Raw genomic sequence first — 13,467 nt, 5'->3', positions numbered from 1 at the left:
GTGAGCCGCCGTAGACGATCGCCAGGCCAAGCAGCGGCTCCCCCGCTAACGAGACCCAGTGACCTGCGCCCGGCCGATCCGCATTTGGGTCAGCAGACCGGCCCGGCCGGCCACGCCTCGGGCTCCCGGGCGAACCCGCTTGGCCGACCAGACCTGGTCGGCCTCCCCGGCAACCAGCAGCACCGGCCCGTTGATCCGCTCCACCCGAATCGCCGCCGCCGCAACAGCATCGGAACGGAGGCTGCGTTCGTACATAAGGCGAAGCGGCACGAGCCGCCGTGAGTGGCGTGGTCACACGGGGCATAAGACAACGGGTGTCCGTCCATGGGCCAGATCGGTAGGCGTTTCGCCCCTTCGCCCCTTCGCCCCTTCGCCCCTTCGCCCCTTCGCCCCTTCGCCCCTTCGCCCCTTCGCCCCTTCGCCGGGCAGTATCGCTTACGGTCACGGGCGGCTCGTTGGCACACGGGTGTGGGCTGCCTACGGGAAGTTCACGGATCGTCGGGTGAAGGTGGGAGATCGTCGTCATCGGTGAGGTCTGAGGGGTACTGCCTAGGGGGTGCTGTTTCGTCGGCTTTCACGTACGTTCTTGATGGCGTTTTGCGGGTACGCCAGCCCTTGGCCACTCGTTCTATGTAACCCGCGGCGGCCAGGCCGCCCAGTGCGCTCAGGGCCGCGTCCAGAGAGACTCCGGCCGCTACGGCGATGGATGCAGGACCTGCGGCGCCGCGTGTGGGGATGGCGTCGAGGACCCGGCTGGTTGTCTCGCTCAGCGTGTCTCGTGGGACGACCGGGCCACGAGGCTGAGGGGCGAGGTCGTCGCCTATCGCACCGACCAGTTCGATCACTTCCTCGGGCGAAGTGACGCAGACGGCCTTGCGTTCGCGGAGTAGGCGGTGGCAGCCGGCCGACATGGTGGAGGTGATCGGGCCTGGCACGGCCGCCAAGTGGCGTTGCAGTGACAAAGCGTGACCGGCTGTGTTGAGCGCGCCGCTGCGGAGCGCCGCCTCCACTACGACGGTGCCTCGTGACAAGGCGGCGATCAAGCGGTTTCTGATGAGGAAGCGTGCACGGGTGGGGTGTACGCCGGGAGGGCACTCACTGACCACTACGCCCTGGTCGCGGGCGGCGGCGAACAGTTCGTGATGTCCGGTCGGGTAGCTGACATCGACGCCGCAGGCCAGGACGACGACCGTCGGAGAGTCGGCGGCCAGGCTGCCGCGATGGGCCGCGCCGTCGATCCCAAACGCACCGCCCGAGACCACGGTCCAGCCGGAGTCACTGAATCCGACGGCGAACTGAGCCGCGACGTGCACACCGTACGCCGTGGCGGCCCGTGCGCCGACGACGGCGATCGATCGCAGGCAGGAGAAGCGCAGGTCGGCCGAGCCATGGAGCCACAGGCCGAGAGGGCGGCGCGGTCCGAGTTGGTCCAGCTGAGTAGGCCATTCTGGACTGCCGGGGATGATGAATCTGGCGCCGCTTCGTTCGCCATTGGCGAGGTCGGCTGCGGGATCGGCGGATTCCAGCCGGGCGCGCCAGGCGCGTAGTCGCTGGGTGAGCTCCGCTGTGCGGCGCTCTGTGAGGGCCGTGCCGAATTGCTGGCCGGGGGCTGTGACGTGCTGCTCGGTGGAGTCAGTGATTTGTTCCTGGGTCAGGGTCGTTTCGCACCGCTCCCTGGGGTTTGTGGTCTGCCTATGGGCGGGATTGGCTCCGTGCTGCCAGCTTGGGTCATTGAGCTGGCGTTGTTGCCGGCTTGGGTCATTGAGCTGGCGTTGTTGCTGGCCTGGGTCATTGAGCTGGTGTTGGGTGAGGTCTGCTGCGGTGTGCTGCCACGTTGGGTCCGCGATGTGTTGCCGGGCGGGGTCCGCAAATTGGTGCTGAGTGGGGGCCGGGATGCGTTGTCGGGCGAGGTCCGCCGATTGGTGATAGTGGGCGTCCGGGATGTGTTGGCGGGTGGGGGCCGCCAGTTGGAGTTGGGTGGGGTCCGGGATGTGGTGGTCTTGGGTTTCCTGGGCGATGAAATCGGGTGGGAGGGTCTCCGTGCGTACAGCGTCGATCGCTGCCTCGGCGCCGCAGCAGGCGACGAGACGACCCATCGTCGGGTCTCCAGCGTCGGCTACACGCATGAGGGCGGCTCTCGCCTCCACTTCTGCTCTCGTCATCGACGCTCCTGAGGGGTGGGAATGTGGGCTTCAGGTACGCGGGGCCTCGGTGACGGCTGCGCGGCGGGTCGAAAGGTCATGTGTTCACGCCCAGCCAGAGGGCGAGGGCTGTCGATGTTTCCGCTTCTTCGGGGCGGGGTTTGCCTGCCAAGTCCGTAAGCGTCCACGCGACTCGTAGAACGCGATCGAGGCCGCGGGCGCTGAGGGTGCCCGAGTCGAGGGCGGTCGTCATGCACTTCATGGCGGCGTCTGACGGACGGTAGTCGGCGTGGAGGGCGGCGGACGGGATTTCGGCGTTCGTGCGCCAGGCGGTGCCGGCCAAGCGTTTGGCAGCTCGTTGGCGGGCTGCCAGCACGCGCTCGGCCACGGTCTTGCTCGGTTCGACGAACTGGCGGTCGGCCATGAGCTCGCGTCTGGACGTACGGGCGACTGTGACCTTCATGTCCACGCGGTCGAGAAGTGGGCCGGACAGTCTGGCCAGGTAACGGCGTCTCATCGTGGGTGAGCACTGGCAGCTTTCTCCCTGGTCCTGGGGTTGGGCGCAGGGGCAGGGGTTGGCGGCGAGAACGAGCATGAAGCGGGCCGGGAAGGTGACGGAGCCCGCAGATCTGCACACCGTCACGCGACCGGCCTCCAGGGGCTGGCGGAGGGAGTCGAGGATATGGCGGGGAAATTCGGGGGCTTCATCCATGAACAAGACTCCCCGGTGGGCGAGGGAGACCGCGCCGGGGCGTATGACGGTGCTGCCGCCGCCGATGATGGCCGCCGCCGTAGCGGTGTGGTGGGGGCTGACGAACGGCGGTCTGCTCAGCATCGGGCTGCTGGCCGGCAATACGCCTGCCACCGAGTGGATGGCCGTCACCTCGAGCGCATGGTCCAGCTCCAGGTCGGGGAGGAGTGTGGGCAGGCGTTCGGCTAGCAGGGTCTTGCCCGTGCCGGGCGGGCCGAGCATCCAGAGGTTGTGGCCTCCTGCCGCGCATATCTCAAGTGCTCGGCGAGCGACCGGCTGGCCGGCCACGTCGGACAGGTCGACGGCGGGCCGGATGGTCGGCCGCGGCGGCTCTGGGACGTCTTGGATGTGCCACTCGGGCGGGTCGTCTCCCCTTCGTAGCCACTCCACCAGCTGGCGCAGGTCGGTGAACGGCGCCACCTTGACGTCAGGCACCAACGCCGCCTCCGCCGAGTTGGCGGCGGGGACGACCACTGTGACGTCTCCGTGCTCGGCCGCGCCCAGAACCGACGGGAGAACGCCACGCACGGGTCTCAGGCGTCCGTCGAGGCCGAGCTCGCCGAGGAAGAACGGCTCCGCGACCCGGTCGGCGGGGACCACTCCGGCAGCGCCCAGTATCGCGACGGCTATAGCGAGATCGAACTGGCTGCCACGCTTGGGGAGGCTTGCGGGGAAGAGGCTTACTGTGATGCGGGCGTCTGGCCAGGGGAAATGGCTGTTGACCATCGCCGATCTGACTCGCTCTCTGGCCTCGCTGAGTGCCGTGTCCGGCAGGCCGATGAGATGGATCCCCGCCAGGCCGTTGCCCACGTCGGCTTCCACTTCCACGCTGCGGCCTTTGACACCTACCAGGGCCACGCTGCGGGTCCTCGCGACTGCCATCTCAGATCGCCCCCCGTACGTGATGCAGGGAGTAGTCGCCGGCGAAACGCTCCAGGGCGATCACGTCGATTCTGACCGTGTCGAAGGCTCGGGGCTGGGTCGTGAGCCATTTGGCGGCCAGCATGCGGAGCTTGGCCAGTTTGGCCGGTCGTACTGACTCCAAGGCCGTGCCGTGTGATCGGCTGGATCTGGTCTTGACCTCTACCACGACCAGGTTGCGGCCGTCCTCGGCGATGACGTCGATCTCACCGTGGCGGCAGCGCCAGTTGCGTTCGATGATGGTCATTCCCTCGGCTTCCAGGTAGTTGACGGCGAGTTGCTCACCGTGTTTGCCGAGGTCGTTCCTCGCGGCCATGTGGCACCTCCGGGCCCTGACTTTCGCGTATCGGGGATGGGCGGTTCGGGCCGAGCGAGGTTCTGTGGACAGAGTGGGGCGTGGGTCCCGGGGGTTGTGGATAACTCGGGGATGGGCTCGGGCATCCGACATCGCGCTCCGGGCGGGTTGCGCTGCCGCTCCGGGCGGGTTGCGCTGCCGCTGCGGGCCCCGCCGGGTGATCGGCCCGCCCTGAGTGAGCCGACCAGGCGATCCATCCGTTCTGAGTGAATCGGCCCAGGCAGCTCACCCGCCCTGAGTGACCTGTGGCAGAGGTAGGTGGCCTGTGCAGGATGCGGGTGACCGGCCTGTGGCAGGTACAGGTGGCCCGTGGCGGGGCTTGTGGCAGGTGTGGTCGACCGACCTATGGCAGGTGCGGGCAGACCTGCGGCGGGCGCGGGTTCAGGTGCCCGTGGCGGGTGCCGGTGCCCGTGCCCGTGGCAGTGCGGGGTGCGGATGACGCGTGACGGATGGGGATGCCGTGGCCGGTGCGGGTTGCATGGTCGGTGCGAGTGGCGAGTGCGGGTGGCGAGGCGAGTACGCGTAGCGGGTGCCGGTGGCGAGGCGGGTGGTGGTGTGAGTGGCGAGGCGGGTGAGCTTGGCTAGTAAGCGCGAGAGCTCGCCGAGATACGCGACCAACCGTCCGAGTATGTGAAGCAGGCAGAATACGCTTGTCCGCCGATTCAGGTTGGCATTACCGTGCCGCAGTGGATCTCTTCTCACGCTCTTGGACGGCGTTGCGCACGGCGGTCGCCGAAATCTCGGATGAGGACTTCGAGCGGCCGTCCGGCTGTGTGGGCTGGCTCGTTCGAGATCTGGTGTGCCACCTGGTCATCGACGCCCAGGACGTACTGATCACGCTGGTCACGCCCGCCGAGACCGAACCGACCGTGGACGCGGTCACCTACTGGAATCTCGTCGAGCCTCCGACCGGCGAGGATCCGCTCGATGCGCTGATCCCCCGGCTGGCCGCCGCGTACGGGGAGCCGCGGTGGCTCAAGTTCCACCTCGACGACGTCGGTTCCGCCGCTGGCCGGGCTGCCGAACTCGCCGATCCCGCCGTCCGGGTCAGCACTCGCGACGAGGTGCTGACCGTCGGCGACTATCTGTCCGCGTACGTGCTCGAATGGAGCTTGCACCACCTCGACCTGATCGCGCATCTGCCGTCGGCTCCCGAGCCGCCTACCGAGACCCTCATGGCGGCACGTGTGTCGCTGGAGAAGATCGGTGGGGCCTCGTTTCCCGCCTCGTTCTCTGACAAGGACGCGCTGCTGATCGGCACCGGACGTCGTACGCCGACCGATGGGGAGAAGGCTGCGCTGGGTGATTTCGCTGCGAAGCTCCCGCTTATCCTCGGCTGAGGGGTTTCACCGTGGGCTACAGCCCATGGGGGTCTTCGGGCATGGAGGTCTACGGGTTGCGAGGGGCCTACTGGCCCTCGGAATACCGGGCCCTCGGGATAGCGGGCCATGGAGAGGGATGCGGGGGGATGGCTCGGTATGCGGCTGTGGCTTGGCCCATGAAGGGCTGGCGCCGCAACTGGTGGCCCCATGGGGATCCCGCGAGCGGCTATGAGGCAGGGACGCGGGCGGGGTGCCATATGGTGCGATGCCCAGAAGCCGGCTGCGGATTGGCCATGGCGGGTGACTGCGGATTGGCCATGGCGGCCAGGCGGTTGGTCACGGGCGAGGAACCAGGGTGGCCAACCCCCGAGACGATGAGTGGCCTAGCGGGCAGGCGGCCCGACGGGCGGCCGTGTGGCTGCCGTGCTCGACGACTGGCTGCGGGTATGTCCCGGCAGGCGGCTGTGGATTGGCCCGGTGAATGAGCCATGCCAGGCAGGCGGTTGAGTCACAGGCGAGCGCGCCAGAAACTGGGGGACCGACCCCGGAGTGAGTGAGCGGCCCAGCGGGCGGATGGCCCAGCAGGCGGATGGCCCAGCAGGCGGGCGGCCCAACGGGTGGGCGCCCCAGCGGGCGGATGGCCCAGCGGGTGGGCGGCCGAGCAGGCGGATGGCCATGCTGGCCCATGGACGGCCCTTCGGGGCGGGCCTGGAGGGCCCTCAGGGCGGACAGGGCGTCGGCCATGAGCGTCGTCCCCAGCAGGCGCTGCCCTCCCACCGGACAGCCGCCCCCAGCAAACCCCGCCCCGACAAACAGCCGAGCCACCCCGAACGAACACCCTCAAAAAGCGCCTACCCCGAGAACCCCTCCTTCGGCATCTCCAGGTCGGCCTTGGCCAGTTCTTCGACGTTGACGTCCTTGAACGTGACCACCCGCACATTCTTCACAAACCGCGCCGGCCGGTACATATCCCAAACCCAAGCATCCTGCATCTTCACATCGAAGAACACGTCCCCGTTCTCCGCGGTCCGGACGTCGAGGTCTACCGAGTTGGTCAGGTAGAAGCGCCGCTCCGTCTCCACGACATACGTAAACAGCCCGACGACATCGCGGTATTCGCGGTAAAGCTGCAGCTCCATCTCGGTTTCGTACTTTTCGAGATCCTCTGCGCTCATCGCGGTCCTCCTGTCGTACCGGTCTTCCGGTTCGCCTGGTCAGGCAACCCCGGCCCCCATTTCATTTTCCCCCATCTCCCTGGCCACCGTGACGAAGGAGTAACGGTGGTGGGAGCACGGCCCGTTCGTCTCCAGCGCCAGCCGATGCCCTGGAGTGACGTACCCCTTGTGCTCGGCGAAGCCGTAGCCCGGGAACTCGGCGTCCAGTTCGACCATCATGCGGTCCCTGGTCACCTTGGCCACGATCGAGGCCGCCGCCACGCAAGCGGCCACCTGGTCCCCCTTCCACACCGCCAGCGAAGGCGCCGGCAGGCCCGGGACGGGGAAGCCGTCCGTGAGGATGTACCCCGGGTCACAGGTCAACCGCGCGACGGCCCGGCGCATTCCGGCAACGTTGCTCTTGTGCAGCCCCCGCGCGTCGATCTCCGCCGGGGGTATGACGACGATCCCGACGTGGGCCGAGTCCATGATCAGGTCATAGAGCCGTTCTCGTACAGCCGGGACCAGCAGTTTCGAGTCGTTGAGACCGTCGATAGGCCTGCGCAGGATGGCCGCGGCGACCACCAGCGGACCGGCGCAGGCCCCCCGGCCTGCTTCGTCGACCCCGGCGATCGGGGTCAGGCCACGGCGGGCCAGTGCCCGCTCATAGGCATAGAGTCCGGAATCACGCCGGACAACGCTGGGCCGAGGGCGGAACGCAACTGTCATGACAAGAGGCAGCGTACGCCCCAATCGCCGCAAACCGCGACCGGGAGCCGCCTCTATTTGACCTTGGCGAAGGTGTCAGGGTGCATGAAGATGCTGCCTCGCGACAGCGGCCAGTAGCGCATGACGGCCTTGCCGATCACCGCGTCCTCCGAGATGAACCCGCCCCCGGGCTCCTCGACGTGGCTGCGCGAGTCGGCGGAGGCGCTTCGGTGGTCGCCCATCAGCCACAACTTGCCCTGCGGCACGGTGTACTTGAACGTGTCGCCCGACGGGAAGTCACCCGGATAGAGGTAGGACGCCTCGTCCAGCGGCGTGCCGTTGACCGTCACCCGCTTCTTGGCGTCGCAGCAGGCCACCTTGTCGCCGCCGATGCCGATGACCCGCTTGATGGTGTCCTCGCCGTTCCAGCCCTTGAACACGATGATGTCGCCGCGTTCGGGCTTGCCCGAGAGCTTGTTGACGAACACCCGGTCGTTGATCAGCAGGGTGTTCTCCATCGACTCCGACGGGATGTAGAACGATCCGACGACGTACGCCTGCAACAGCAGCGCGATGCCGACGCCGAGGACCAGCAGCAGGATCGTCTCGCGGAAGCCGCCCTTTTTCTTCTTGTCATCCCCCGCCGCCTTCTTGGTGAAGGACATCAGGGCCTCCTGCTTCGCCGGCGCCGACGGATCAGCACCAGGGGTAGGGCTCCCGCGAACCCGGCGACCAGCGGGACGGAGCCGCCCAGCGCCTGCAACGCCGGCTGCGCGAACGTGTCGGGGATGGGCAGCGTGGTCGCCCTGTTGAACGGCCAAACGATGACGAACGCCCGCCCGACCACCTGGCCCACGGGAATCGAGCCGCCGCCCGGGTCACCCTGGTGCGAGCGCGAGTCGAGCGACACCGAGCGATGGTCGCCCATCACCCACAGCCGCCCCTCAGGCACCTTGATGTCGAAGAACTTGTCGGAGGGCACATTGCCCGGATAGAGATAGCTGCCCTCGTCGATCGCCACGCCGTTGACCGTGATGCGCCCCTTGGGATCGCAGCACTTGACGTGGTCGCCGCCGACGCCGATGACCCGCTTGATGTAGTCCTTCTCGCCGGGCACCACGCCGAACGCGGTGCCGACCCAGCGGAAGAACGCCGCCACCGGGTTGGACGGCTCCTCCATTTCGAACTCGCCGTCCCAGGAGTCGACGCCCGAGAACACCACCACGTCCCCGCGCTCGATGTCACGCGTGTGGTAGACCATCTTGTTCACCAGGACCCGGTCGTTCTTCAGGAGAGTGTTCTCCATCGACTCCGACGGGATGTAGAAGGCCTGGATCACGAACGTCTTGATGATCAAGGCCAACACCAGCGCCACGACGACCAGGACGGGGAGTTCTTTCCAGAACGATCCCTTTTTGTCCTTCTTGCCGCCCTTTGCTGGCTTCTCTGTTTCTTCGGCGACCACGTCCACCTCGTCCTTGACAGGGCGGCGCGACGCGCCGTGCTCCTGGCTCTCGCTAGTCATCGCTGACGAGCCTAGATGATGCGTCGGCTCGACAAGTCTCGACCGACGTTACACCCGCGCCCGAGTCGCTCCACATAAAGGAAATGCCCCTGCAAAGCCGAATGGCCCGCGCAGGACGCGGGCCATTCGGAAAGGTCTGTGTCACTTGGCGGGCACGGCCTCGCGCTTCTCGCGGATGCGGGCGGCCTTGCCGCGCAGGTCGCGCATGTAGTAAAGCTTGGCGCGACGCACGTCACCACGGGTCACGAGCACGATCTTCTCGATGATCGGGCTGTGCACGGGGAAGGTCCGCTCGACGCCGACGCTGTAGCTGACCTTGCGGACCGTGAAGGTCTCGCGGGCGCCGCTGCCCTGCCTGCGCAGCACGAAGCCCTTGAAGACCTGGACGCGGGAGCGGTTTCCTTCGACGACGCGGACGTGAACCTCGAGCGTGTCACCGGGGCGGAAGTCCGGCACGTCGCCGCGCAGGGTCGCCTTCTCGAGCTCCTGGATCTTCGTGTGCATGAGAGCTGTCCTCAAGTCCTCGCGAGCACGCGGAGGTCCACCCGGCCTGAGCTCGCGGCGGACGCGCCTGCTGATTCGATGAACCCGGGACTGTCCCCCGGGCATGGCAGACCAACCACATGATGGTCGGTAGCGATTCAGTTTGCCATATCTTCCGGCTGGACGCGAAACGAGAGCTCCTCCAGCAGCCGCCGGTCGTGCTTGTCGAGCGTCTCGGGGTCGAGCGCCGCCGCCAGCTCGGGCCGATTGGCGACGGTACGGCGTAGCGCCTCGTCACGCCGCCACCGCGCGACCTTCCCGTGATGCCCGGACAGGAGTACGGGCGGCACCTCGTGCCCCCGCCAGACCGGCGGCTTGGTGAAGACGGGGCCTTCGACGAGGTTGCGCATGGCCCCCGGCGCGAAGGAGTCGTCGACGGCCGAGTGGGCGTTGCCGAGCACGCCGGGCAGCAGCCTGCCGATGGCCTCCACCATCACCAGCGTCGCGACCTCGCCGCCGGCCAGCACGTAGTCGCCGATGCTGATCTCGTCGACGCGCAGGCGCGTGCCGTACTCGGCCATGACGCGCGAGTCGATGCCCTCGTAGCGCCCGCACGCGAACAGCAGCCAGGACTCGGCCGCGAGCTCCTGGGCGAGTTCCTGGGTGAACGGCCGCCCACTCGGCGTGGGAACGATCAGACGCGGCGGTCCCCCCTCAGCGGCTGCCGTCGCCTCAGTGACCACCGTCGGCGAACCGCCCTCACCGACCACGGTCGGCGAGCCGCCCTCGATCACCGCGTCGATGGCCTCGCCCCACACCTCGGGCTTCATGACCATGCCGGGCCCGCCGCCATAGGGCGTGTCGTCCACGGTCTTGTGCACGTCGTGCGCCCAGTCGCGGAGCTGGTGCACCCGTACGTCGAGGGTGCCGCGCTCGCGGGCCTTGCCGATGAGGGAGACGTCGAGCGGCGCGAAGTATTCGGGGAAGATCGAGACGATGTCGAGCCGCATCACAGCAGCCCTTCGGGCGGGTCCACGACGAGCCGGCCGCCTTCGACATCGACCTCGGGCACCAGCGCCCTGACGAACGGGATGAGCGCGTCGTCCTGGCCGCTCCGCCGTACGACCAGGAGGTCCTGACCGTGATGGAGCACGTCGGTGACCTCGCCGACGGCCTCGTCCGAGACGGTCACGACCGTGAGCCCGATGAGCTGGTGATCGTGGAACTCGTCGGGGTCGTCGGAGGGCGTCACCTCGTCGGAGTCGATGACCAGCATCGTGCCGCGGAGTTCTTCGGCCGTGTCGCGTTGGGTCACCCCGGCGAAGGTGATCAGCAGCGCGCCCTTGTGCCAGCGGCGGCTCTCGATGACCAGCGGCCCCCTGTCGGCGGGATCGGTGGCGATGGCCGCGCCGACGGCGAAGCGGAGCTCGGGATCGTCGGTGCGCACCTCCACGGTCACGTCGCCGCGTACTCCGTGCGGGCGGCCTATCCGGCCGACGACCAACTGCACGTGAACTCCCACCTTTTCCAACGCAAACGCTTCCAACGCAAACGCTTCTAACGCAAGCGCCCCCATCGGCAAGTAACCGATGAGGGCGCAGGAACCTGACGCTAACGGACGGCTTCGTCCAGGTCGAGCAGATCGACCCGGACGTACTTCCCGTCGGCCAGGGCATTCACGACAGTGCGCAGCGCCTTGGCGGTGCGCCCACCGCGACCGATGACCTTGCCCAGGTCCTCGGGGTGCACCCGGACCTCCAGGACGCGCCCGCTGCGAATGCGGCGTGCGCGGACCCGGACATCGTCGGGATGTTCGACGATGCCCTTAACGAGGTGCTCGAGAGCCTCCTCGAGCACTTCAGGCCTCGCCCTCGGTCTTGGTCTCGGCGGGAGCGGCGGCAGGGGCCTCGACGGGGGCGGCCTCGGCCGTCTCGTCCTTCTTGCGAGCCTTCTTCGGCGTGGTGGCGGACGTGCCGGTGTCGCCACCGGACAGCGTCTCCTTGGCCGCGGCCTCGTAGAGGGCGTGACGGTCGGGCGCCGCCTCGGCGACCTTCATCGGCGCAGGGGCGGCCTCGCCCTTGAACTTCTGCCAGTCACCGGTCAGCTTGAGCAGCTTGAGCACCGGCTCGGTCGGCTGCGCGCCGACACCGAGCCAGTAGGCCGCGCGCTCGGCGTTGACCTCGATGCGCGAAGGGTCTTCCTTCGGGTGGTACAGGCCGATCTCTTCGATCGCCCGGCCGTCACGCTTGGTGCGGCTGTCGGCGACGACGATGCGGTACTGAGGGCTACGGATCATGCCGAGCCGCTTGAGCTTGATCTTGACTGCCACTGGTGTGGTCTCTCCTGCATTCGAGCGTGGGTGAACGGCATCACATCGAGTGGGGCACGATGGGAGTCCGCTCCAGGGACAGGCATGACCGGCGGGAGATGAGAGGGCACCCACCTGGCCACGGTGTTCCAACATGTCATTGTGCCAGACGCACAGGACTGCGCACGACCCGCAGGCGCGGGTCGCCGCACTCGTAAACCCGGAATATCCGGAAAAGTTGCTACTTCTGGCCCGGGAGATTGAACTTGCTGGGGTCGAAGCCCGGCGGCAGCTCCATGCCCGGGGGCAGCTTGCCGCCCAGGTTGCCCAGCAGACCGCCCTTGGCCGGCTGCTGCGGCTCGGCGGGAGCCGAGTCGCCCTTGCCCAGCGCGGCCTTGCGCGGGTCGCCGCTCACGCGCCGCCCCTTCTTGGTCTTCTTCTGAGCCTTGGCCGCCTTGCCCCGGCCGCCCGGCATGCCGGGGATGCCCATGCCCCCCGCCATCTTCTTCATCATCTTCTGGGCGTCGAAGAACCGCGTCACCAGGTTGTTGACGGCGCTCACCGTCACACCGGAGCCGGCGGCGATGCGGGCGCGGCGGGAGCCGTTGATGATCTTCGGGTCCTGGCGCTCGCCCGGCGTCATCGAGCGGATGATGGCCGCGATGCGGTCGAGATCGCGGTCGTCGATGGAGTTGAGCTGGTCGCGCATCTGCCCCATGCCGGGCATCATGCCGAGCAGGTTCTTGATCGGGCCCATCTTCTGGACCATCATCATCTGCTCGAGGAAGTCCTCGAGCGTGAAGTTCTCGCCCGAGGTGAGCTTGCCCGCCATCTTGGCGGCCTGCTCCTCGTCGAAGGTCTTCTGGGCCTGCTCGATCAGGGTGAGGATGTCACCCATGTCGAGGATGCGGGAGGCCATCCGGTCGGGGTGGAAGGCGTCGAAGTCCTCGAGCTTCTCACCGGTCGACGCGAACATGATCGGCCGGCCGGTGATGTGCCTGACCGACAGCGCGGCACCGCCGCGCGCGTCGCCGTCGAGCTTGGTGAGCACCACCCCGTCGAAGCCGACGCCCTCCATGAACGCCTGGGCCGTGGTCACGGCGTCCTGGCCGATCATGGCGTCGACCACGAACAGGACCTCGTCGGGCGAGACCGCGTCGCGGATGTCGGCGGCCTGCCGCATCATCTCCTGGTCGATGCCCAGACGGCCGGCGGTGTCGATGATGACGATGTCGTGCTGCGCGCGCTTGGCCTCGTCGATCGACTCGCGGGCGACCCTGATCGGATCGCCGACGCCGCTGCCGGGCTCGGGCGCGTAGACGGCCACCTGCGCGCGCTCGCCCACGACCTGGAGCTGCTGCACGGCGTTGGGGCGCTGGAGGTCCGCGGCGACGAGCATGGGCGCGTGGCCCTGCTCGCGCAGCCACTTGGCGAGCTTGCCCGCCAGGGTGGTCTTACCGGCGCCCTGAAGGCCCGCGAGCATGATGACGGTCGGCGGGGTCTTGGCGTAGCGGAGCCGGCGCGTCTCGCCGCCGAGGATCTCGATCAGCTCGTCGTTGACGATCTTGACGACCTGCTGCGCCGGGTTGAGCGCCTGGGAGACCTCGATGCCGCGGGCGCGCTCCTTGACCTGGGCGACGAACGCCTTGACCACCGGCAGCGCGACATCGGCCTCGAGCAGCGCGATGCGGATCTCGCGGGTGGTGGCGTCGATGTCGGCCTCAGACAGCCGACCCTTGGAGCGGAGGGAGGAGAAGACCGATGTCAGCCGGTCGGAAAGCGTCTCGAACACGTGGTAG

General features: G+C 68.0%; 15 protein-coding genes. 1 reads left to right on the top strand and 14 read right to left on the bottom strand.

Annotation, left to right across the window (positions count from 1 at the left end):
- Window positions 1-45: 45 nt before the first annotated feature.
- The 4 genes from AB0B61_RS03835 to AB0B61_RS03820 form a co-directional block, all read right to left on the bottom strand.
- On the bottom strand, window positions 46-255 hold the full coding sequence (locus AB0B61_RS03835) for an acyl-CoA thioester hydrolase/BAAT C-terminal domain-containing protein (protein WP_358427470.1): 210 nt from the start codon (window positions 253-255) through the stop codon (window positions 46-48).
- Window positions 256-488: 233 nt separating this feature from the next.
- Window positions 489-2,096, bottom strand: coding sequence for a DNA-processing protein DprA (gene dprA, locus AB0B61_RS03830; RefSeq protein ID WP_358427467.1), 1,608 nt, complete (start codon window positions 2,094-2,096; stop codon window positions 489-491).
- Window positions 2,097-2,238: 142 nt separating this feature from the next.
- On the bottom strand, window positions 2,239-3,774 hold the full coding sequence (locus tag AB0B61_RS03825) for a YifB family Mg chelatase-like AAA ATPase (protein WP_358427464.1): 1,536 nt from the start codon (window positions 3,772-3,774) through the stop codon (window positions 2,239-2,241).
- Between the two features lies 1 nt (window position 3,775).
- Window positions 3,776-4,129 (bottom strand): YraN family protein, encoded by a 354-nt coding sequence (locus AB0B61_RS03820; protein ID WP_358427461.1) that lies wholly within the window; start codon window positions 4,127-4,129, stop codon window positions 3,776-3,778.
- A gap of 725 nt (window positions 4,130-4,854) precedes the next feature.
- Between AB0B61_RS03820 and AB0B61_RS03815 the strand changes: the two genes are divergently transcribed.
- Window positions 4,855-5,508, top strand: a complete 654-nt coding sequence (locus AB0B61_RS03815) for a maleylpyruvate isomerase N-terminal domain-containing protein (protein ID WP_358427690.1) — start codon at window positions 4,855-4,857, stop codon at window positions 5,506-5,508.
- 833 nt (window positions 5,509-6,341) lie between these two features.
- On the opposite strand, the gene AB0B61_RS03810 is transcribed toward AB0B61_RS03815, so the two are convergent.
- The 10 genes from AB0B61_RS03810 to ffh form a co-directional block, all read right to left on the bottom strand.
- Window positions 6,342-6,665, bottom strand: a complete 324-nt coding sequence (locus tag AB0B61_RS03810) for a DUF2469 domain-containing protein (RefSeq protein WP_026215037.1) — start codon at window positions 6,663-6,665, stop codon at window positions 6,342-6,344.
- A gap of 39 nt (window positions 6,666-6,704) precedes the next feature.
- Window positions 6,705-7,373: a ribonuclease HII gene (locus tag AB0B61_RS03805; RefSeq protein ID WP_358427458.1), complete on the bottom strand. Its 669-nt coding sequence runs from the start codon at window positions 7,371-7,373 to the stop codon at window positions 6,705-6,707.
- 53 nt (window positions 7,374-7,426) lie between these two features.
- Window positions 7,427-8,017: a signal peptidase I gene (lepB, locus tag AB0B61_RS03800; protein ID WP_358427455.1), complete on the bottom strand. Its 591-nt coding sequence runs from the start codon at window positions 8,015-8,017 to the stop codon at window positions 7,427-7,429.
- A complete protein-coding gene (gene lepB, locus AB0B61_RS03795) occupies window positions 8,017-8,877 on the bottom strand; it encodes a signal peptidase I (protein ID WP_358427452.1) in 861 nt (286 codons plus the stop codon). The genes lepB (AB0B61_RS03800) and lepB (AB0B61_RS03795) overlap by 1 nt, the downstream gene beginning before the upstream one ends.
- Window positions 8,878-9,018: 141 nt before the next feature.
- The gene (rplS, locus tag AB0B61_RS03790; RefSeq protein WP_214641562.1) at window positions 9,019-9,381 is read right to left on the bottom strand and encodes a 50S ribosomal protein L19; all 363 of its coding nucleotides are present in this window, start codon (window positions 9,379-9,381) and stop codon (window positions 9,019-9,021) included.
- Between the two features lie 137 nt (window positions 9,382-9,518).
- A complete protein-coding gene (gene trmD / locus AB0B61_RS03785; RefSeq protein WP_358427449.1) occupies window positions 9,519-10,370 on the bottom strand; it encodes a tRNA (guanosine(37)-N1)-methyltransferase TrmD in 852 nt (283 codons plus the stop codon).
- On the bottom strand, window positions 10,370-10,870 hold the full coding sequence (gene rimM, locus AB0B61_RS03780; protein ID WP_358427446.1) for a ribosome maturation factor RimM: 501 nt from the start codon (window positions 10,868-10,870) through the stop codon (window positions 10,370-10,372). Before rimM ends, trmD begins: the two co-directional genes overlap by 1 nt.
- Before the next feature lie 101 nt (window positions 10,871-10,971).
- Window positions 10,972-11,217: an RNA-binding protein gene (locus AB0B61_RS03775; RefSeq protein ID WP_020546537.1), complete on the bottom strand. Its 246-nt coding sequence runs from the start codon at window positions 11,215-11,217 to the stop codon at window positions 10,972-10,974.
- A 1-nt stretch (window position 11,218) separates the two neighbouring features.
- Window positions 11,219-11,689 (bottom strand): 30S ribosomal protein S16, encoded by a 471-nt coding sequence (gene rpsP / locus AB0B61_RS03770; RefSeq protein ID WP_358427443.1) that lies wholly within the window; start codon window positions 11,687-11,689, stop codon window positions 11,219-11,221.
- A gap of 220 nt (window positions 11,690-11,909) precedes the next feature.
- Window positions 11,910-13,460, bottom strand: coding sequence for a signal recognition particle protein (ffh, locus tag AB0B61_RS03765; RefSeq protein ID WP_358427440.1), 1,551 nt, complete (start codon window positions 13,458-13,460; stop codon window positions 11,910-11,912).
- Window positions 13,461-13,467: the final 7 nt, after the last annotated feature.

Source organism: Nonomuraea sp. NPDC049158, assembly GCF_040648335.1.
Taxonomy (GTDB): Bacteria; Actinomycetota; Actinomycetes; order Streptosporangiales; family Streptosporangiaceae; genus Nonomuraea.
Note: the sequence above shows the minus strand (reverse complement) of the source record. Positions and strands in the feature narration are given on the sequence as shown.

Bases quoted from the DNA above. Each gene is read 5' to 3' on its own strand.
- rplS (WP_214641562.1), bottom strand. From the start codon at position 9,381: ATGCACACGAAGATCCAGGAGCTCGAGAAGGCGACCCTGCGCGGCGAC.
- AB0B61_RS03820 (WP_358427461.1), bottom strand. From the start codon at position 4,129: ATGGCCGCGAGGAACGACCTCGGCAAACACGGTGAGCAACTCGCCGTC.
- lepB (WP_358427452.1), bottom strand. From the start codon at position 8,877: ATGACTAGCGAGAGCCAGGAGCACGGCGCGTCGCGCCGCCCTGTCAAG.
- AB0B61_RS03835 (WP_358427470.1), bottom strand. From the start codon at position 255: ATGTACGAACGCAGCCTCCGTTCCGATGCTGTTGCGGCGGCGGCGATT.
- AB0B61_RS03810 (WP_026215037.1), bottom strand. From the start codon at position 6,665: ATGAGCGCAGAGGATCTCGAAAAGTACGAAACCGAGATGGAGCTGCAG.
- trmD (WP_358427449.1), bottom strand. From the start codon at position 10,370: ATGCGGCTCGACATCGTCTCGATCTTCCCCGAATACTTCGCGCCGCTC.
- AB0B61_RS03825 (WP_358427464.1), bottom strand. From the start codon at position 3,774: ATGGCAGTCGCGAGGACCCGCAGCGTGGCCCTGGTAGGTGTCAAAGGC.
- dprA (WP_358427467.1), bottom strand. From the start codon at position 2,096: ATGGGTCGTCTCGTCGCCTGCTGCGGCGCCGAGGCAGCGATCGACGCT.
- AB0B61_RS03805 (WP_358427458.1), bottom strand. From the start codon at position 7,373: ATGACAGTTGCGTTCCGCCCTCGGCCCAGCGTTGTCCGGCGTGATTCC.
- lepB (WP_358427455.1), bottom strand. From the start codon at position 8,017: ATGTCCTTCACCAAGAAGGCGGCGGGGGATGACAAGAAGAAAAAGGGC.